At 47.2% G+C, this 18,709-nt stretch carries 26 protein-coding genes; 13 read left to right on the top strand and 13 right to left on the bottom strand.

The window, feature by feature from the left end; translation table 11 throughout:
* The first annotated feature begins 174 nt into the window (after positions 1-174).
* A complete protein-coding gene (trhA, locus tag ACXAJH_RS01355) occupies positions 175-813 on the top strand; it encodes a PAQR family membrane homeostasis protein TrhA (RefSeq protein WP_474968356.1) in 639 nt (212 codons plus the stop codon).
* Positions 814-1,240: 427 nt separating this feature from the next.
* On the opposite strand, the gene copZ is transcribed toward trhA, so the two are convergent.
* From copZ to fadH, 4 genes are all read right to left on the bottom strand, one after another.
* The gene (copZ, locus tag ACXAJH_RS01350) at positions 1,241-1,441 is read right to left on the bottom strand and encodes a copper chaperone CopZ (RefSeq protein ID WP_474968355.1); all 201 of its coding nucleotides are present in this window, start codon (positions 1,439-1,441) and stop codon (positions 1,241-1,243) included.
* A 13-nt stretch (positions 1,442-1,454) separates the two neighbouring features.
* Positions 1,455-3,860: a heavy metal translocating P-type ATPase gene (locus ACXAJH_RS01345; protein ID WP_474992906.1), complete on the bottom strand. Its 2,406-nt coding sequence runs from the start codon at positions 3,858-3,860 to the stop codon at positions 1,455-1,457.
* Between the two features lie 14 nt (positions 3,861-3,874).
* The gene (locus tag ACXAJH_RS01340; RefSeq protein WP_474968353.1) at positions 3,875-4,192 is read right to left on the bottom strand and encodes a metal-sensing transcriptional repressor; all 318 of its coding nucleotides are present in this window, start codon (positions 4,190-4,192) and stop codon (positions 3,875-3,877) included.
* 436 nt (positions 4,193-4,628) lie between these two features.
* Positions 4,629-5,396, bottom strand: a complete 768-nt coding sequence (gene fadH / locus ACXAJH_RS01335; RefSeq protein ID WP_474992904.1) for a 2,4-dienoyl-CoA reductase — start codon at positions 5,394-5,396, stop codon at positions 4,629-4,631.
* Positions 5,397-5,544: 148 nt separating this feature from the next.
* Here fadH and ACXAJH_RS01330 point away from each other — a divergent pair, with 148 nt between their 5' ends.
* The 4 genes from ACXAJH_RS01330 to ACXAJH_RS01315 all read left to right on the top strand — a co-directional run bounded on the left by ACXAJH_RS01330 (position 5,545) and on the right by ACXAJH_RS01315 (position 7,865).
* A complete protein-coding gene (locus ACXAJH_RS01330; protein ID WP_474992903.1) occupies positions 5,545-6,405 on the top strand; it encodes a metallophosphoesterase in 861 nt (286 codons plus the stop codon).
* Positions 6,406-6,497: 92 nt separating this feature from the next.
* Positions 6,498-7,052, top strand: a complete 555-nt coding sequence (locus tag ACXAJH_RS01325) for an SCO family protein (RefSeq protein WP_474992901.1) — start codon at positions 6,498-6,500, stop codon at positions 7,050-7,052.
* Positions 7,053-7,115: 63 nt separating this feature from the next.
* Entirely contained in the window at positions 7,116-7,583 is a 468-nt protein-coding gene (locus ACXAJH_RS01320) for a YkyB family protein (RefSeq protein ID WP_474968349.1), read from the top strand.
* A 75-nt stretch (positions 7,584-7,658) separates the two neighbouring features.
* The gene (locus ACXAJH_RS01315) at positions 7,659-7,865 is read left to right on the top strand and encodes a hypothetical protein (protein ID WP_035531270.1); all 207 of its coding nucleotides are present in this window, start codon (positions 7,659-7,661) and stop codon (positions 7,863-7,865) included.
* Between the two features lie 37 nt (positions 7,866-7,902).
* Here the strand turns inward: ACXAJH_RS01315 and ACXAJH_RS01310 are convergent, their stop codons facing one another.
* The 5 genes from ACXAJH_RS01310 to ACXAJH_RS01290 all read right to left on the bottom strand — a co-directional run bounded on the left by ACXAJH_RS01310 (position 7,903) and on the right by ACXAJH_RS01290 (position 11,207).
* The gene (locus ACXAJH_RS01310; protein ID WP_474970381.1) at positions 7,903-8,808 is read right to left on the bottom strand and encodes a chemotaxis protein; all 906 of its coding nucleotides are present in this window, start codon (positions 8,806-8,808) and stop codon (positions 7,903-7,905) included.
* A 90-nt stretch (positions 8,809-8,898) separates the two neighbouring features.
* The gene (locus tag ACXAJH_RS01305; protein WP_474968348.1) at positions 8,899-9,306 is read right to left on the bottom strand and encodes a hypothetical protein; all 408 of its coding nucleotides are present in this window, start codon (positions 9,304-9,306) and stop codon (positions 8,899-8,901) included.
* A gap of 63 nt (positions 9,307-9,369) precedes the next feature.
* Entirely contained in the window at positions 9,370-10,074 is a 705-nt protein-coding gene (locus tag ACXAJH_RS01300; RefSeq protein WP_474968347.1) for a DNA alkylation repair protein, read from the bottom strand.
* Positions 10,071-10,946, bottom strand: coding sequence for a patatin-like phospholipase family protein (locus tag ACXAJH_RS01295; protein WP_474971549.1), 876 nt, complete (start codon positions 10,944-10,946; stop codon positions 10,071-10,073). Before ACXAJH_RS01295 ends, ACXAJH_RS01300 begins: the two co-directional genes overlap by 4 nt.
* A 111-nt stretch (positions 10,947-11,057) precedes the next feature.
* Entirely contained in the window at positions 11,058-11,207 is a 150-nt protein-coding gene (locus tag ACXAJH_RS01290) for an FbpB family small basic protein (protein ID WP_474968345.1), read from the bottom strand.
* Between the two features lie 108 nt (positions 11,208-11,315).
* Here ACXAJH_RS01290 and ACXAJH_RS01285 point away from each other — a divergent pair, with 108 nt between their 5' ends.
* The 4 genes from ACXAJH_RS01285 (at position 11,316) to ACXAJH_RS01270 (ending at position 15,024) form a co-directional block, all read left to right on the top strand.
* Positions 11,316-12,464: an aminotransferase A gene (locus ACXAJH_RS01285; protein WP_474992899.1), complete on the top strand. Its 1,149-nt coding sequence runs from the start codon at positions 11,316-11,318 to the stop codon at positions 12,462-12,464.
* Between the two features lie 366 nt (positions 12,465-12,830).
* Entirely contained in the window at positions 12,831-13,220 is a 390-nt protein-coding gene (locus ACXAJH_RS01280; protein ID WP_474991804.1) for a DUF3992 domain-containing protein, read from the top strand.
* 83 nt (positions 13,221-13,303) lie between these two features.
* Entirely contained in the window at positions 13,304-14,044 is a 741-nt protein-coding gene (locus ACXAJH_RS01275) for a choice-of-anchor L domain-containing protein (RefSeq protein ID WP_474991802.1), read from the top strand.
* Between the two features lie 116 nt (positions 14,045-14,160).
* Positions 14,161-15,024 carry a BMQ_0737 family morphogenetic spore coat protein gene (locus ACXAJH_RS01270; protein WP_474968341.1) on the top strand — a complete coding sequence of 288 codons (864 nt, stop codon included), beginning with the start codon at positions 14,161-14,163 and terminating at the stop codon, positions 15,022-15,024.
* Between the two features lie 80 nt (positions 15,025-15,104).
* Here ACXAJH_RS01270 and ACXAJH_RS01265 read toward each other — a convergent pair whose 3' ends face one another.
* Positions 15,105-15,254: a Spo0E family sporulation regulatory protein-aspartic acid phosphatase gene (locus tag ACXAJH_RS01265; RefSeq protein WP_474970380.1), complete on the bottom strand. Its 150-nt coding sequence runs from the start codon at positions 15,252-15,254 to the stop codon at positions 15,105-15,107.
* 295 nt (positions 15,255-15,549) lie between these two features.
* Between ACXAJH_RS01265 and lepB the strand changes: the two genes are divergently transcribed.
* On the top strand, positions 15,550-16,077 hold the full coding sequence (lepB, locus tag ACXAJH_RS01260; RefSeq protein ID WP_474968340.1) for a signal peptidase I: 528 nt from the start codon (positions 15,550-15,552) through the stop codon (positions 16,075-16,077).
* A 34-nt stretch (positions 16,078-16,111) separates the two neighbouring features.
* Here the strand turns inward: lepB and ACXAJH_RS01255 are convergent, their stop codons facing one another.
* Genes ACXAJH_RS01255 through ACXAJH_RS01245 form a run of 3 tightly spaced genes read right to left on the bottom strand, consistent with a single transcriptional unit; the run spans position 16,112 to position 16,770 of the window.
* Positions 16,112-16,255, bottom strand: a complete 144-nt coding sequence (locus ACXAJH_RS01255; protein WP_160835417.1) for a YvrJ family protein — start codon at positions 16,253-16,255, stop codon at positions 16,112-16,114.
* A gap of 59 nt (positions 16,256-16,314) precedes the next feature.
* Positions 16,315-16,527 (bottom strand): DUF2922 domain-containing protein, encoded by a 213-nt coding sequence (locus tag ACXAJH_RS01250; RefSeq protein WP_474968339.1) that lies wholly within the window; start codon positions 16,525-16,527, stop codon positions 16,315-16,317.
* 18 nt (positions 16,528-16,545) lie between these two features.
* Positions 16,546-16,770, bottom strand: a complete 225-nt coding sequence (locus ACXAJH_RS01245; RefSeq protein ID WP_474971552.1) for a DUF1659 domain-containing protein — start codon at positions 16,768-16,770, stop codon at positions 16,546-16,548.
* Positions 16,771-16,956: 186 nt separating this feature from the next.
* On the opposite strand from ACXAJH_RS01245, the gene ACXAJH_RS01240 reads away from it, so the two are divergent.
* From ACXAJH_RS01240 to ACXAJH_RS01230, 3 genes are all read left to right on the top strand, one after another.
* The gene (locus tag ACXAJH_RS01240; RefSeq protein WP_474991798.1) at positions 16,957-17,286 is read left to right on the top strand and encodes an S-Ena type endospore appendage; all 330 of its coding nucleotides are present in this window, start codon (positions 16,957-16,959) and stop codon (positions 17,284-17,286) included.
* A 22-nt stretch (positions 17,287-17,308) separates the two neighbouring features.
* Positions 17,309-17,638: an S-Ena type endospore appendage gene (locus ACXAJH_RS01235; RefSeq protein WP_474992897.1), complete on the top strand. Its 330-nt coding sequence runs from the start codon at positions 17,309-17,311 to the stop codon at positions 17,636-17,638.
* Between the two features lie 451 nt (positions 17,639-18,089).
* Positions 18,090-18,593: a DoxX family protein gene (locus ACXAJH_RS01230; protein WP_474992895.1), complete on the top strand. Its 504-nt coding sequence runs from the start codon at positions 18,090-18,092 to the stop codon at positions 18,591-18,593.
* Positions 18,594-18,709: the final 116 nt, after the last annotated feature.

Raw genomic sequence — 18,709 nt, 5'->3', positions numbered from 1 at the left:
ACATCATCCTAAAACTCGAACCGCAATTCCCGACAAATCTCTCTCTGACCAGGTTGACGATTATCTGATACCCCGATTCGCAGGCTGTCAAAACCTGTAAAACACACTTGGTCTTTATAATTTTTTCTTAACCGCTTATAATGAATATAATTGAACAATATTGGGGTTGAATCGATGCTGACACATACATTTACGAAAAAGGAAGAAATCGCAAATGCCGTAACTCACGGAATTGGAGCCGTCCTGAGTGTGGCTATGCTTGTCCTGCTGATAGTTTTCGCAAGTCTCGGAGGCAATGCGTGGCACATTACAAGTGTGACGATTTACGGAGTAACGATGCTCCTGCTCTACACTTCTTCGACTCTCGTCCATAGTTTTCCTCCCGGCCGCGCCAAAGATCTCTTTGAGATTTTCGACCATTCCGCCATCTATTTGTTTATTGCCGGGACGTATACACCGATTCTCCTCGTTCCACTGAGAAGTTCCCTCGGCTGGACGCTTTTCGGGATCGTGTGGGGAATTGCCATTCTGGGGATCGTTTTCAAAGTATTTTTCGTGAAAAAGTACGTCTTTATGTCCACGGTCTTCTACCTGCTGATGGGCTGGCTCATCGTCCTCGCCTGGGAGCCTTTGACTGCCCAGTTACCAGCTGCCGGCATCACCTACCTCGTCGTAGGAGGCGTCCTTTATTCCATCGGGTCCATCTTTTACGTATGGAGAAGCTTCACTTACCACCATATGGTATGGCACCTGTTCGTACTCGGAGGATCGATCCTTCACTTCTTCACGATTTTCTTTTATATCATCGGATAAAAAAACGCTGCGCTTTATGCGCAGCGTTTAGCTTTTAGAGAAACCTTTTTCCAAAGGAGTGGTCATCAATACTTGGTCATGGATAGGATTTTTCCCACGCAGGCCGCAGTAACGCAGCTTGTCCTGTTCTTTTGAAACGGCGGAGGAGCGATGCTTAACGTTCTCTTTTATCCGAGGGTAAAGCTGTCTTCCCACAGGCATCGGCACGAGGAGCGTTCGGTGGTGACGCCTGCGGGAACAGCGCGAGCCGAAGATCCACTTGGTCAAAAGGGTTTTCTTGACCAAGTTAGCTGAGGCCGTGCCCGCGGCAAGCATCCACCGATAAGCGGAACGTGTCACCCTCAACACGACAGGCGGACAACTCTAACTGGATAACACGGCTTTTTCTACAGCCTGAACGCTGCGCTTTATGCGCAGCGTTTTTTATTTAGACTACATCGTATCCTTGATCTTCGACTGCTTCTTTCAAAGCTTCATTGGAGACCGTATCGTTATGAGAAACACGGACCTCTCCCGATTTCAGGTTGACATCGGCTTGTTCCACACCGGAAAGTCCGGCTAAAGCTCCTTCCACCGCTTTCTTGCAGTGGTCACATGTCATTCCTTCTACTTGGAGCATCGTTTCCATTATCGTTCCTCCTTTACAATTTAACCCGCTTCAGTCTGAGAGCATTGGTTACAACACTGACCGAGCTGAAGGCCATGGCCGCACCAGCCACCCAGGGCGCGAGCAGCCCGAGCGCCGCCACCGGAATCCCTGCACTGTTGTAGGCGAGTGCCCAGAATAAATTCTGGCGGATGTTGCGCATCGTCTTCCTGCTGAGGGAAACGGCCTGGCTGAGATGGGCAAGGTCTCCTCCGACTAGAGTAATATCTGCGGTTTCAATCGCAACATCCGACCCAGTCCCGATCGCTACCCCTATATCGGCCACAGCAAGCGAGGGAGCATCGTTGATTCCATCCCCGACCATGGCTACTTTATGACCTTCCTGCTGCAGTTCCTTCACTTTTTCCGCTTTCTCTTCTGGAAGCACTTCTGCAAAGACGCCGTGAATGCCTACTTCCTTGGCAATCGCTTCAGCCGTCCGGCGGTTGTCTCCTGTGACCATGTACACATCCAGACCAAGCTTCTTCAAATCGGCAACAGCTTCCCTTGATGATTCCTTCACCGTATCAGCCACAGCCATAATACCTGCAAGTGCAGCGTCGACAGCAATGAACATCGCTGTTTTCCCTTCCTGCTCAAAATCTGCCATTTTCGATTCATATGCCTCATAATCCAGCTGTTCCCGTTCCATCAATTTTCTCGTACCGATCATAATGTGGTGTCCCTCTATGTCTGCAATGACCCCATAGCCAGGAACGGCTTCAAATCGCTCAGGTTCTGCCAGCGCTGTCTCCTGCTTTCCCGCATAGTCAACGACCGCTTCCGCAAGCGGATGCTCAGATGCCGATTCTGCAGAAGCAGCGAGATGCAGCAGATCAAAACGATCATCAAACGATTCAAAGTTCGTGACTTCCGGTTTCCCTTTCGTAATGGTCCCCGTTTTATCCAACAGAATAGTGGTCAGGTTATGTGTCCCCTCCAAATATTCTCCGCCTTTGTATAAAATGCCGTGTTCTGCTCCCTTACCGGTCCCAACCATGATCGAGGTCGGCGTAGCAAGACCAAGGGCACAAGGGCAGGCAATAACAAGGACAGCAATCGCAGCCTCCAGAGCAGGCCCCCATTCTCCTGGAGATACAAAGATCATCCATACTAAGAAAGTCATCAAGGCGATTCCGACGACAATCGGCACGAAAATTCCGGAAATCCGATCCGCTGTACGCTGGATGGGAGCTTTGGACCCCTGGGCCTCTTCGACGATTTTCACGATGCCGGAAAGAGCGGTATCCTTCCCTACCCTTTCCGCTGTCATTCGGATTGTACCATGCTTATTGATGGTGGATCCGATGACCGCTTCTCCTTCCATTTTCTCGACCGGAATCGATTCACCGGTAATCATCGATTCGTCGATGGAAGTCATCCCGGAGCGGACCGTCCCGTCGACGGGTATTTTTTCTCCAGGTTTAACGATGAGCTCATCGCCCACCTGAACCTGTTCAACAGGAATTTTCTCTTCTTTTCCGTCTCTAAAAACGACAGCTTCCTTCGCCTGCAGATTCAGCAGGTGGGAAAGAGCGGCTGTTGTTCTTCCCTTAGCAAGGGCTTCAATCAACTTCCCGACGAGGATCAGCGTAATGAGGACGGCACTCGTTTCAAAATAAAGATCCGGCATCCCGTCTGATGCGCTCATCCAGCCGATCATTTCTACAACACTGTAAAAATAAGCCGCCGAGGTACCCAGAGCAACGAGTACATCCATGTTGGCACTCTTATTGGATAACGCCCGCCAGGCCCCTTTGTAAAACGGCGCCCCGATGTAAAACTGGACGGGAGTTGCCAGAAGAAATTGAAACCACGGATTCATCAGCAGTTCAGGCACGTAAAAAGCAAGACCAAAAGGAAGATGACCAGCCATCGTATATAGCAGAGGAAGGGAAAGGAGAGCCGAAATCCATAACCGGCGTTTCTTCTGTTGGATTTCCTCTTCTTTCTTTTCCTTCTGATCCTCCCGGTCACGTTTCACTACGGCACCGTATCCGAGCTTTTTCACGCGGGCAATGATATCATCGACCGTGACTTCCGATGGGTCATATTCCACGACTCCTGCTTCTGTCGCCAGATTAATGGCTGCCTCATTGACGCCATCCGTCCGGCTCAGCACTTTTTGGATGCGGGAGGAGCAGGCAGAGCATGTCATCCCTTCAATATCAAGTTCCAGCTTTTCCATGCGGAGACCATAGCCGAGTTTCTCCACCCGTTCTTTGATCTGATTGGCATCGACTTCATCATTACGGTAGGAAACAGACGCTTTTTCCATGGCCAGATTGACGTCTGCCTGTTCCACGCCATCCATTTTATTTAACACGTTTTCAATTCTGGAAGCACAGGCGGAACATGTCATTCCTGTTACACCAAATTGTATTTCTTTTGTATCTGACATATCATGATCCCTCCTTATTTGGAGAACTGCTGGACGACTTTCATTAATTCATCAATGGCTTCGTCTCCGTCTCCCTTTTGAATAGCATCTTTCACACAGTGGTGTGTATGCCGCTCAAGAAGAGAATAGCCGACACGTTTCAAGGCTTTATCTATGGCAGAAATCTGCACGAGAATATCGACGCAGTAACGGTCATCCTCGACCATTTTCTGGATACCACGGACTTGACCTTCAATTCTCCGCAGCCTGTTTACGACGGCCTGCTTTTCATCGTCGGTTCTTGGCGTCACCGGGGCTTTCCCGCTGTTCTCAGGTAATGAGTGCTCACACATGTTCTCCGCCTCCTTTGATAAGCTTAATATACCCGGTATAGGTATAGATAGTCAAAAGAAACGTTTGAAAATCTATGTAGGTTTCATATTTTCATAATTACTTACCGGGGGTATACAAAAGTGACATCTTATATAAAAAACTGATCGAATGGCTTACCATCCTCAGATGACGAAAGTCTTGAATGTTGTATAGCCGATCAACGGCTGGATCCTCGTCAACAAGGAATCAAAGAAGCGAGGGAGTCTAAGTACAAGGCCTGCTGTTCAAGTCCATTAAGCATAAGAACCTTTGAAACAAACAAAAAACTGCCGGGAATTTTCCCCGGCAGTTTCCGATTATAGGTTTGTCTTCATTCATACAGGACATGCCTGCTCATGGAAGAACCGATTGGGTCTGTTTCCTCCCGGCATTTATACACAATGGGATGATAAACGTTTAAAAAGGAAACTTATTCAACCACTGACCACCATCCAAGGTGATACACTCTCCGTTCATATAAGCCGCTTCCTCAGAAAGAATAAACCTTGCCAGTCCGGCAATCTCTTCTGGAGTTCCGACACGTCCGAGCGGCACCGATTGAATCGTACGCTGCGCAGCCTTTTCGGACTGAAATAACTTATCGGCCCCTCCCGTACGTTCAATCGGTCCCGGAGCTATGGCGTTGGCCCGGATTCCATACTTACTTCCCCACTCCACCGCAAGGGTCCGGGTCATCGTGAGAACGCCGGCTTTCGCTGAGGCAGAATGAATGACGCCGGCCCCGGCATTCCAGGCATATGTAGCCACCATGTTCAGGATCGACCCTTTGATATGGTTTTCAATCCAGTACTTGCCAACGGCCTGACTGCAGTAGAATGTACCATTAAGGACAATATTAATAACCGAATTCCAGCCATTTGGTGAAAGTTCTTCAGCTGGAGCTATAAAGTTACCGGCCGCATTATTGACGAGGTGGTCGATGGTCCCGAATGTATCAACGGTTTCCTGTACCATCCGCTGTACATCCTCCACTTCCCTGACATCCATTTGAATGGTCAGAACAGCAGACTCATCTCCGCCTGCTATTTCCTGTTTAGCGGCCGCCAGACGTTCTTCGTTCCTTCCAGTAATAGCTACACGGGCTCCTTCGGAAACGAAACGTTTCGCCATATGGAGCCCCATACCGCTTGACCCACCAGTAACGATGATTACTTGATCCTTCATCATGTACCTCCATCTTTTTGACTTCTTAACTTACATTCCACAAAAGGAAAATGAATTCCTGTTCATTTTAGAAATTTAATCGATCATTCGACTTCTTCTTACAGTAATTCGTGATATAATGACGAAAGAATTTCAGAGGAGAATCGCTATGAACTTAACACGCCGCCAGTTTATCAAGCGGATGACCGCCGGAATAGCCGGATTTGTGGGGATCGGTGCGCTCGGTTATTCTTATGCCTGGTATATAGAGCCGCGTCTGCTTTCCAGACAAATGTATGTCATCGAGCATCCAAAGGTACCTCGTGCCTTTCATAACTTTAAAATACTGCAGTTTTCCGATACCCACCTCGGGTTTCATTATGATTTGGAACAACTTGAGAAGCTTGTCCGGAAAATCAATGAAGAAGAGCCTGATCTGCTTTTGTTCACGGGTGACCTGGTGGATGAACCGCAGACGTATCCTTTTTCACCGAGGCTTGTGGATGTACTCAAAAAACTCCACACCTCCAAAGGGAAATACTGGATTTACGGCAACCATGACCATGGCGGTTATGGGACCGAGAAAATTCATCAGGTGATGGATGCCTCCGGTTTTCAACTGCTCCAAAATGAGCATAGATCCATAAAAAACGGGAACGCTTCCTTCACTCTGGCAGGACTGGATGATGTGATGCTCGGGAAACCGGACATTGCCAGAGCTTTATACGGGGCGGATGAAGAGCTTTTCACATTGTTGATGGTTCATGAGCCGGATGTAGCCGACCGCTTCACAGACAGAGCTGTCGATATCCAGCTTTCTGGTCACAGTCATGGCGGTCAGGTGCAGCTCCCTTTGATTGGTCATCTGATTACACCGCCTTATGCCGATAAGTATGTGGAAGGACATTATTCAATCACACAAACCTTCGACTTATATGTAAGCCGCGGGATCGGTACGACAAGACTCCCTTACCGTTTTCTCTGCAGGCCGGAATATTCCGTCTTCCAGCTCAAGCATAAGGGTTTCTGACTCGTACAGTTTTGTGACAGATGACAGAACCGGCGCCTCTCTTCTCCCCTGAATGTTACACTAGACTCATCTAAAGACATGGAGGCAGGAACATGAATGCAAAACTTTGGTTTGGACTACTATGTACCGTTCTCTTTATAACGGGATGCGGATCGCAGGATGTCAATCCCCTCCACGCTGTCAATCAGAACGGAGAAGAACGAACCCTCCCCCAGTCCTATGAAGGGGACTACTGGATCGTTGATTTCATTTTCACCAATTGTGAAACCGTCTGCCCTCCAATGACCGGACATATGTCCAGACTCCAGCAGCACTTGGAATCGGAAAATCTGGACGCCCGGCTCGTATCTGTGAGTGTGGATCCGGAGAATGATACGAAGGATGTGCTGAAAAGCTTTGCGGATGCCTATCAGCCAGACTACGACAATTGGGACTTCCTGACGGGCTATTCCTATGAGGATGTCAAAGAATGGTCAATCAAATCCTTTCAATCCCCTGTCAAGAAAATGGAAGATTCCGATCAGATGGCCCACGGAACGAGCTTTTTTCTTGTCGGTCCTGACGGGGACATATTAGAGAATTACAGTGGGACAAGTGCCGACAGCATCAACGAGATCATCAAAGATTTAAAAGAATATAAAAAGTGACCAATGTAAAATGTTGTCAATCGATAGAGGGAACGCTATACTTGGATGGAAAGGAGATCTTAGATGAACAGAAAGCAGCTATCCGACCGTGAAATTGCCGAATCATTATTCATCGTAAACCGCCACGCAAAAACGGCTCCTGAGCCGAAACATTTATATGACATAAAAAAACACACCATCGACCTCCTGCTGAAGGAGAAACGGGCCAGGAAAGTTGGTCTTCATTATTCTGATCATCCTCGTTTAAGTCAGCAGCATTCCACTCTTCTGATCGAAATTGGCGGGTATTATTTTCACGTACCAGCAGCAAAGGATGACTTCCAGCACCTGGAACACCTTGGCCGGGTCGACCAGTCCTACCGCAACCCTAAGCCGAAGCTGTCTTTGTCCCGTGCGAAACGGACCTTATACCAATATTTAAACTGGAAGCAGCCGGAAAAGAGCTCTCCCCGCGCTTTTCATTCCACTCCGCAGCCATCCCTGCTCGGCCAAAGGACGGAAACCCCTTGGAATCAGCGCCCAAGAAGATGAATGTAATTCTCTTCCTTTTTGATGTTTCGTTCTTTCAGGAAGAAGGAATGAAAGTACCAGAGGAGGAGGATCACTATGACGATGAATCCAATGGACGATTTTCTATGGCACTTGAAAAAGTATATGGAGTATACCACAGAAATGAGAGCTTCTTATGAGCATCTATCCGATCATGAAAAAAGCCTGATTGTAGAATCATCCCCTACAAAACAAGGGCCGGAAACCCTTTCTAAACAGGCCTATGCCTGGCATGACGAACTGTTTGAACGACTGAAGAAATAAAGAAAAATCCGCTGATTCCAGCGGATTTTTCTTTATGTTACAAGATGTTTTGATCGATGATTTTGACCAGCTCCACGATTTCCGGTTTGGAAACCTGGGCATCTGCCCCTACTCGTTCTCCTTTATGTCGGAGATCTTCTGTAATAAGGGAGGAAAATATGACAACAGGAAGTACCTGCAGCTGCTCATGCTCTTTCAACAGTTTCGTAAAATGATGACCGTCCATCATAGGCATTTCGATATCTGTAATGATCAGCTGGTATTCCTCGGTCATCGTTTTTCCTTCTTCCATCATTCCTTCGAGATGATCCCACGCCTCCCTGCCGTTTTCAAAACTGACGGTCTGATCATACCCGGCTTCACTCAACGTTTCCTGAAGCATCGCACGGAGCATGGCAGAGTCTTCAGCTATAAGGATCTTTTTCGAAGAACGCTCCCGCTGTCCCAGCTCCCGGAGCTGTTCTTTTTTCATACTCGTTTCCGGGTTGATATCAGCGACCACTTTTTCGAAATCAAGCAGAAGCAGCATATCCTCTTCTCTTTTGATGACCCCGGTGATCTGCGTGTCGAGGCCTTGATACATTTGATTCGGTTTTTCAATCTGTTCCCATGAAATCCGGTGAATCTGAGTAACCGTATGGACGTGAAAAACGATTTTCGTCTGGTTGAATTCCGAGAGAATAAACTTATCCTTTTCCGGACGATCAGAGGCTGGAAATCCCAGCGCATGCGCAACATCGACGACGGGCACGACTTCACCGCGTATATCGATGATCCCCTCTACAGAGGGGTGGGAGTGAGGCACTTTTGTCATTGGCTGCGGGTTTAAAATCTCTTTCACTTTTATCACATTCATACCGAAGCGGTTTTCACCAATTCCAAACTCTACGATTTCGAGTTCATTGGTACCACTCTCCAGTAAAATTCCCTGGTCCTGTTTCATGAACATCGCCCTTTCTTCTAAACATCCTCCTATAGTATCGGCAGGACTCGTCCAGTGGTGAAGAAAAAAACTCTCTTTTTAAAAGAGAGTTCAAGCAGCCTTCCTTCTTTTACGCTTCGTGAATCTGAGGTACGCCTGTTTTACCGTCAGCCACCCGGCGAGGGTGAGACCGTATCCACTGATAGCGGAAAGGCAGATGAACCAGTAGTATTCCGGCAGGGTGGATGTTGTTCCTGACATGGCATACCTGTCCACCATCTGCAGGAAAACGAGCGCGATCAATACAGAGGCCCCGCCACTTAAAAAGATGAGCCAGTTTCGCAGCATCAGCCACTCGACCACCGGCTTTACCACCCACATCAAAGCCCCCATGAAAGCAAACACCAGAAGAAACTGGATGTATTCCGGCTCCATACCAAATATCTGAAGGATATCTTCATCCAGCCATTGGATCGGTTCTTCCAAAAAGTGAGGATCGAGCCATTCACCCATATTCATCATGTACGTCTCCTTTATCCTTGTTCTCTTCTCCATTATGAACAGGAGCTTTAAGGAATAAACCTAGAGACGGTCCAGCAGGTGAGGCTGCTTGTTCTTCAGCCACTTCAATCCCTCCCGGCGGCTGAGGGGACGGCATTCATGCGTCGATAAAAAATCGATAACAGCATCCGGATCGGTTTTGCTGTATTCCCTGAGGGCCCATCCGATGGCTTTTTCGATGAAAAATTCCTTCTCCTCTCTTAAACGGAGGATGGTTTCAAATAAAAGGGCTTCATCTGTCTCCCCTTTGTACTTCAGTTGAAAAAGCAGTGCGGCACGACGCAGCCACATAAAGTCCGAATCACGGAATTGTTCTGTATATGGACGCAGCTGTTCCGGGTAGAGCTTAAAATATTCGCCGCACAGATGGGAAGCGATCATATCAACAGTATCCCACCACGGTTTCATCAAAAGGAGCTCTCTGTAAAACTCCAGCGCCTCCGGAGAAACCGCCTTTTTCCCTTTTTCCAAGACAGCCAGGGCTGCATAGTGACATTCTCTCTCAGGCATCTGAAAAAGTTGAAACGCCAATCCGAATCGTTCCTTCTCATGGTAGGTTTTACTGTCGCTCACAAAAGGAGCCAGGATTTTTTTCCTTTCGGGCGTTTGGATTCCATAGAATGGAAAGTGGTTTTTCATATAGTTTTCCATCGGCTGCCGTTGGCGGTCATCCTTATGTTCCGCCAAGGCTTCATTGATTTCAGACGCTATATACTCAGGTCTCATGTCCGGCTCATTTCTAAGTGATCCATCTGAAGAAAATCGGCCAGCTGTCCTCCAAGATCCTCTGCTTCCTGATAGCCCTGCGTATAGAGGTTGTGCAGCCGGTCGCGGTTCCTCTCAATCCGGCTGACCACCAGCGGCTGGCGGGGACGGATGACGAGAGCCCTGCCCTCCTCCTCCAATTTTCTTACGTGTTCCAACTGGGCATTGTAGTTTAAATGGCGGTCTGTCATCGTTTTAGCGAAGTTCGGAAACTTTTTATACCGCCGGTTCAAATACCAGCCCGCTTTGGATTTTTCTTTCGTATACCCGTCATTTCTTGTCAGGACGATCACATGCTTTTGATTGCCGTCATCAATCGAACGCTGCAATGGGATCGGATCGGCAATACCGCCGTCCATGAGTTGAAATCCGCCGAAGTCAATGCTGGGAGCAATCATCGGAAGCGAGCTGGAAGCCCGGATGACTTTCAGAAGACTTTCCCTGTCATGGAAGGAATCAAAAAAGACCGGTCTGCCGGAATCCATGTCTGTTGTCGCTACGACGAACTTCGTCGTCTGTTTCATAAATGAGTCATAATCGAAAGGGACCAGTTCATTTGGAAGCTTGTCGAAAAGAAAGTCCATGCCAAACAACTGCCGTTTCGTCAGCATTCGCTTATAGGATATGTATTCGGGATGATCCCCGTATTCAACAATGACCCGGTAATTCCTGCCCCGCTGTCTCGCTACATAGGAGCTGCCATTACACGCGCCGGCAGAAGCTCCGACAACATAGGGGAAATGCAGACCCTGATCGAGAAAATAATCCAGGACTCCTGCGGTATATGCTCCCCGCATCCCCCCGCCTTCCAACACTAAACCAACATCGTTCATATGGATCACCTGCCTGAAAATAGTTATGGTTTATGCTTTACATTCTCCCACGTTCCTATGAAAATGTAAAAAGCAGCCCCTTGCAGGCGGCCGCTTTTTTTAGTACAGTCATTAATTTACAACATGGTCAGGACGAAGTTTATTTGTATGTTTTTCATCTATTTGTCTTTCAATTTCTTCAATCGCTTCTTCGTCTTGCAGCAGCTGCTGCTTGTTACGATCAACAAGTTCTTCAAAAGATAAACGGTGAATCGACCTCATTCTACACTTCCTTTCCCTGTCTTAGTTTGAATTATAACAAAATTCAACAAATGATACACTTGAATTGTTTGAACATTTTGTTAACTTTATGTAAAAAGGAGAGCTATAATGGAGCATTTGATCAACCCAACAGTTAAAAACATCGAAATTTCAGGCATCCGCCGCTTTTTTAATATGGTCAGCCATTATGAGGACGTCGTTTCCCTGACCATCGGCCAGCCGGACTTCCCTACCCCTGATGCCGTCAAGCGGGCGGGTATCCAGGCGATTGAAAGAGACCAGACGAGCTACACACATAACGCCGGCCTCCTTGAGCTCCGCCAGGCGGTCCAGCATCATGCGGCCGCATCCTATGGTCTTTCTTATGACGCCGAACAGGAAATCATTATAACGGTCGGAGCATCCGAAGCGCTGGATCTTTCCCTGCGTACCATCCTCCATCCTGGAGATGAAGTTATCCTCCCCGGCCCTGTATATCCGGGATATGAACCATTGATCCGGCTCGCCGGCGGCATACCGGTATTTGCAGATACGAGTGCTGAGGAATTCAAGCTCACCGGCGGCATTATTCAGTCACATATCACCGAAAAAACTAAAGCGGTCATTCTTCCCTACCCTTCCAACCCAACCGGTGTTTCATTAACAAAAGAAGAGTTGGAGGACATCGCTGAAGTCATCAAGCAGAACGACATCTTCCTCATTGCTGATGAAATTTACAGCGAGCTCGTCTACGAACAGCCGCATACATCCATTGCTTCTATTTCGGATGTCCGCGACAACGTCATCGTCGTGAACGGAGTATCCAAGTCCCACAGCATGACGGGTTGGCGGATCGGCTATCTGCTTGCACCGGAATGGCTGTCCCGTCATCTATTGAAAGTCCATCAATATAACGTGTCCTGCGCCACCTCGATCAGCCAATATGCTGCTCTGGAAGCACTGTCCAATCAGAAGCAGGAAGCGGAGAACATGCGTGATGCCTATAAGGAACGTCGCGATTATGCAGCAGATCGACTCAAACAAATGGGATTATCATTCGCTCAGCCGGACGGTGCCTTTTATTTGTTTATCCAATTCCCCCTGGATGGTAAATCGACCACAGATAAAGCCGTCGAGCTGGTGGAAGAAGCCGGCCTGGCCCTCGTGCCGGGAGATGCTTTTTCCAGCTATGGAGAAGGATATATGCGACTTTCCTACGCTTACAGCATGGAAACACTGAAAAAAGGTCTCGATCGACTTGAGAAATATTTGAAATAACAAAAACACGTGTGACAGCTTGCAGATGCAAAGGCATCATGTGTAGATGGTCACGTGCGACTTAACGCTGGATGTTTGCATCGTCACTAAGTCTTTGTGAATCAAAGCCTTTACACATGGTTAATTGCGATCAACGTTTCTCAAAACAAACCTTTATTTACAAGATTACAGAAACAAGCCCCTTATCAGAGAAACGAAGGAAAACCGACGGCCTGGGCCAAATTGTTTTAAGACACATCCATGACGGATGTGTCTTTTTATTAGAAGTGCCTGATTTTAAAAACTTTCATTCCTCTAGTACACAAACCTATGCAGCTTCTTCTTTTTATCATAGGCTGTACTATAACGATTCAAGGAGGAAAACGAATGGCGAATTGTTGTTGTCCCGACCGCGGTGGTCAATTTGCTATGGATGAGTTCTGCGGAAACTTTACGATCGATTGTTTAACTGATACGGCAGACCCGGCATTCGACCTTGCAGAAACGGTCTGGACCTCAAGTTTTTCGATTGATGCCGGTACCATCAGTGTCTTTTATGATACCGGGTGTGCCGATCCATTGACTGTTTATGTAGCGAATGGTGGAGTGGTGGTGGATACCTTTACGATCCCCCTGGCAACACTTGGGAGTAACGGAAACACACGATCAGTGACGGTCCAGACCTTTGATGAAGTCCGGATCATTTGTAATACAGAAGCGGCAGCAGGAAACGCATGCCGGGGAAAATACTGCATCAGCGCGAATTATCGATTATGAATGGCGGGGCAGGATACCTTTTACTCCTGCCTTTTCCGATTTACCCCAAAATTCAATCTTTTTAGGAAAGGTAGTGTGCCGGTATGGCCACAATAGATGAAATTGTTGAAGCACTGGTCACTCCTTTGACAAAGTGCTGTTTAGTAAATGCTACAGTGACGGGTCCATCTGTTCAAAGTGAAATTTTCTCTACGGCGCTCCAGGGTTTTCCGACGAATGGAAATGAATTTGTCGTTTTAAGCAGTGGTTTTGCCAGCCTGTCTCCAGGAACCGCTCCTACTTTTGTTTCCCAAAACACAGGCGGGCCCATCGTGCCCGCCGGAGATCCTTTAGGTTCCCCGGACGGGCAGGTGTCTCTTGATGTTGTCACCGTCAGGCTTCAATTCCTTCTGCCGAAAGACCCCGGCAAGCTGACATTCGACTGGAAATTCGGTACCGAGGAAAATCCACAGTTTGTCGGACAGTTTGCCGACTATTTCCGGGCGGATGTCTTCACTTCTCTCGGTACAGAAAATATTGCCCTGCTTCCGGATGGAAATCCTGTAACGGTTACGAATGCTGCGCCCTTTTCCAATATGCCGAATGGGAGTTCCATGGCTCCTCTTCCACCTTTCCCTACACCTAATGATGTTACGTATAACGCTGTGACTACGGACATCTACACCGCGGAGCTTGACCTGTCCTGCTACAGCTGTGAACTGATCACCCTTCAGATCAGAGTGGCTGATGTCATTGACCGGGTGTTTAACTCGGCTGCTTTTTTGGATAATCTGCGAATCACCGGATGCGAAGATCCGGAACCCGTGAAACCGATCTGTCCATGAGCCGTTATGGTTCCCTGCAGGAAGAAGATGGAGGAGCGTTTGTTACGAATGATAAAAAAGAGGGACCAGCATGAATGTTTACAGGTGCCGGCTACTATTCTAAAAGGGGGGATCTTATGGATAAGCATTGTATACAAACAGAAAAAGTGTATGACTGGGTGACCGCACCTCTTCAATTTACGAAGTGTTTAACCATTTCATTTCGTGATGATATCCTTATGGATGAGGTCTGCGGCAACTTCACCTTGACGAATGATTCCCGTCAACTGCTTTGGCAGTCGCTGTTGACTGAACCGATTACAGGAACCATTGTCCTCACCCTTCAGCAGGGAGATTTAAGCGATCTTTTTATTTTTATTAATGGCGAAAAAGTAAATAGTGGTACAGGGAAAACATTCAGCAGGACTGTTCAAGGTCTTCAGAGCCTTGAAGTTGTCCGTACGGGGGATATGGTACTGAGAGGAAAATACTGCCTGGATTTAAATTACATCCTTCCCCAAGGAAAGGAAGAACTGCCTCTCGACTGTGAATGTTACACCTGCTTTTTAACGGATGGGTGCTGCAGGAAATCAGGTCTTGACTCCATTATCTGCAGGGAAATTGGACAGAGAAAAGAAGTCCCGGTTCTTCTGCCGTCTGGTGAAAAAATCATCCTTCATGAAGTTACTTTATGTAAAGAAGGCTGTCTGGGTGTCAAACTCCCTAATGGATGCGTCTGTGTGTGTGCCTTTTCGCAAATTGAAAAACTGCTCCTTTGTGCCCCGCCCGGCACGAGTATCCAATGTGAAGTGACCCATTTTACCTGCAGGGTACAAATGATTACGAAAATCAAACACTGCCTCTGCCTGGAACTGCTGATTGATATCTGCCAGTCGGTCAAAGTGATTCACCCTGCCACCATTGCTGTGACTGCTCAGGAATGTGATCCCCGCCCTTTGATCGATCCTCTTTCCTGTTCCAATCAAACAGAAAAAAACTGATCTGCTCTTTATGTATAGATGACATCATCGCTGAGGGCAGCTACATAAAAAAACTTACAGAACGGTAAGCTCTGTAAGTTTTATGATTGTTGTTGAATCTCGTTGAGTAATGTATCCAGCCGCTGACTGATTTGAACCGATTCCACACTGGAGAATCCCTTTTCATTGGCGACCTCCATCATTCTTTTTCGAAGGTGCTCAATCTCTTCCAGCATCGTCTCTTTATCCATGACCTGCACGTGCGACGACCTCCTGCCAGTCCTATCTTTTTGTCTTTATCTCTTTCAAATACGTAAGCAAAAGGAATGTTTGTTCGCCTGTCCAACCTGCACGAAAAAAATTATCTCAATTTTCATTCCATTTGTAAAGATATATGCTAAAACAATTTACAATTCGACATAGGTTGACGAAGATTCCCCCTTTCCTATGTTACATATCCATTACATTGAAATCGATCTCCCTTTCATTTCTAAACCAATATGGTAAAATAAAAGCGAAATCATTTCTGTTCATCGAGAAAGGAAGATGAGATTGTCTGAACAATCTAAAAATGAATGGCTGGAATGGTTGAAAGCCATTGCCGTCGCCATCACGCTGGCCTTCATTCTAAGAACGTTCTTCTTCGCCACGTCTATCGTAGAGGGTGCCAGTATGGATCCTACTCTTCAAAACGGTGAACGAGTCATGTTCAATAAAATTATCTACTATATAGATGAACCTGAGCGTGGAGATATCGTGATCATTGAACGTCCTGTTAAAAGTTATGTGAAACGAATCATCGGTCAGCCGGGGGATACCATCGAAATCCGGGACCACGAGCTTTATGTTAATGGAGAAAAGCAGACGCAGGAATACTTGAGTGAAGATGCGGCCTCCGCTACGAGAGACTACGGTCCTGTGGATGTTCCAGACGGGAAATACTTTGTCATGGGAGATAACCGCTCCATCAGTAAAGACAGCCGCAACGGTCTCGGCTTTATCGAAGAAGATGAGATCATCGGCCGTACAGAACTGGTCATCTATCCATTCAATCAATGGGGGCTTACCAATTAAAAAGAACATCCAGCCTGTCATGGCTGGATGTTCTTTATTTTTGATTGATCAGCTTTTCCGGCCACTGATGCATCGTTTCAATCAACTGATCCAGCTTTCCTTCGATCCGGTGAAGCAGGTAAAAGGTCACCGCAACCGGAAAACCGACATCCGCCATGATGGATATCCACGTGTCCAAGGGCAGCATCCTCCTTTTGATAAAAAAGCCGCCCGCATCTCCCGGGCGGCTTTCTTCATTTACAACGCAATATCAAATACGTTCCGTTCCACAATACGGGCTTCTTTCTTGGATACAAGACTTCCCCCAGTTGAAGTAAAACAGTCTTGCACGAGGATTTCGTCCATCGCAGCGTTCACCAAAGCCGGATCCACTGGTTCTACTGGATCATCAAGACTGATTGTCACTGTCCTGTTTTCTTCATTTAAAAACTTAAGCTCGAGCTTTTTCATCGTTTGACCTCCTTGTTATTATTCTTCAGTAAGAATCGAGCGGTTGTCTCGGGCGACTTCTTCCATGATGTGCTGTTGAAGCGGTGCAAGCGCAGCTGCGGTTTGGTAAAGCTGTTCATCCGTTGCTTCGGTTTTCATGTTGTTAAATGATTTCGTCTTGTAAACCATGTTTCCCTCTTCATCCTGTCCAACCGCTAATACAAGCTGCAGCCGGGAATCCATGCGTGTGTTGGTTACGGCCATATTTCTCACCTCCTCTCACTTCTATAATCGAAGTGAAAGACAAATAGGTGTCGGCCTATTTTTTCTGCGGCCCAAATTACAATATGGTAAGTCTTCATAGACGGATACACAAGCTGTTTCTACGAAATGACATAGATTATTACTATAGTGTAGAAGTGAAATTTGAGACTGCAAGGAGGAATGAATATGTGTGGTGTCTATTCGGATTCCGGGTCCGCGTGCTGCCCCCAGGCACAGATCGTCCAGGAGGAAATCTGTGGGAATATCAATGAACTGCTGGTCGCTGATACTTTATGGGAGGCTCCAGCCGGCAGCTATGTTTCTGCAACGTTCCAAGTATTTAATTCAGCATCAAGTACAGGGAACATTGTCACAGCCGGAGATGTCGTTTTGACAGCCCTGCCGGGGAACACCGTTTCCGAAAGTGTTAACAACCCGACATTATTTACGGTAACCACCCTCGCCGGAGTCACCGGCACGTACTGTATTACGTTGTATAAACGTGTTTTAGCTTAATAAAACAAAGGAGAATATTACTATGTGTCAATCACATTCGGCCTGCTGTCCGCAGGCGCAGATTGTTCAGGAAAAAATTTGTGGGAATTTCAACGGTCTGCTTGCAGCTGAAGAAGTGTGGAGCGCTCCTCCAGGAAGCTACGTCTCCGGAACCTTCCAGATTTTCAACTCCGCTTCCAGTCTCGCTCCTGTAGCAGGGGCAGTCGTAGGTGTACCCGCAGGTGTGCTTGCAGCGGCTCCAGGTGTTACTGACTCTGTCAGCGTCAACAGCCCGACGTCGTTTACAATCACCTCTGCTCTTGGTGACAGCGGTACCTACTGCATCACGCTATATAAGCGCGTCCTAGCTTAATTCAACTAGATAAACAGCTCATCTGCGTACGCGTGCGTTAACAATAAAAAAGCCCGGGAACCTGTATGACAGGTTCCCGGGCTTTTTTTTCTACGTATTAACCGTGATCAAAAATCGTGAGGCCGATCAATCCCAGCATAACGACAATACTTACTACATTCATGACCATTTCCATGATCTTCCCACTCCTCTCTCTGCTCCCATTTTAACAAAAAACGCTTTCATCTGCTTCGTTTATTTTTAGACATTCTCTCTTCTTTATTCGGGATTCTTTCCCGATAACCTTCCTTTGCCCCTCACTGTTCACCATTCGTTCTTATGTTTTTGGCTATATTGTGAAATAGTGAGCAATACACCATCCATCCTCATGATTCAATATATAATGGAGTTGTAACAAAGATGCCGGCAATCATGTGAAACAATGAACATAATAAACGAAGGAGTGAGGAACATGTTGAATCATTTCCTGAGAACCAATAAAATAGCGGCTGCTGTGTTAGCGGTCATCCGGGTTTATATCGGTGTGACGTGGCTGAAAGCTGGTATTGGTAAGCTGACCGGTGGTTTTGAAGTCCAGGGATTTCTCCAGGGAGCCATCAGTCAGGCGGCAGGCGATCACCCGGCCGTACAAGGATGGTGGGCGGCTTTCCTTGAAGGGTTCGCGCTTCCGAATCATCCATTATTCGCACAGCTCGTCATGTGGGGAGAAATTCTTGCGGGCATCGCTCTTATCCTTGGATTATTTACAACAGCTGCAGCCTTTGGAGGCATCCTGATGAATTTTGCTTTCTTGTTCAGTGGTACAGTCAGCACCAATCCACAGATGGTCATCCTGACGATTTTCATCCTTGCTGCCGGTATCAACGCCGGACGGTACGGCCTGGATCACTGGATCGTTCCATTCATGCAGAAACGCCGGCCGCACATACGAAAAGGGCAGCTGGCTCATACGTAACAGAATAGACAAACACAAAGAGCAGGCCCATGCCTGCTCTTTGTGCATGAAAGGAACCCCTGTATCCGGATTCCATTTGAATACAAAATATTGTTTATTTTCTATATGGATGAGGT

The organism is Halobacillus sp. ABD4_316 (assembly GCF_056161385.1).
The sequence above is the reverse complement of the archived record's forward strand: the minus strand, read 5'-3'. Positions and strand labels throughout refer to the sequence as shown.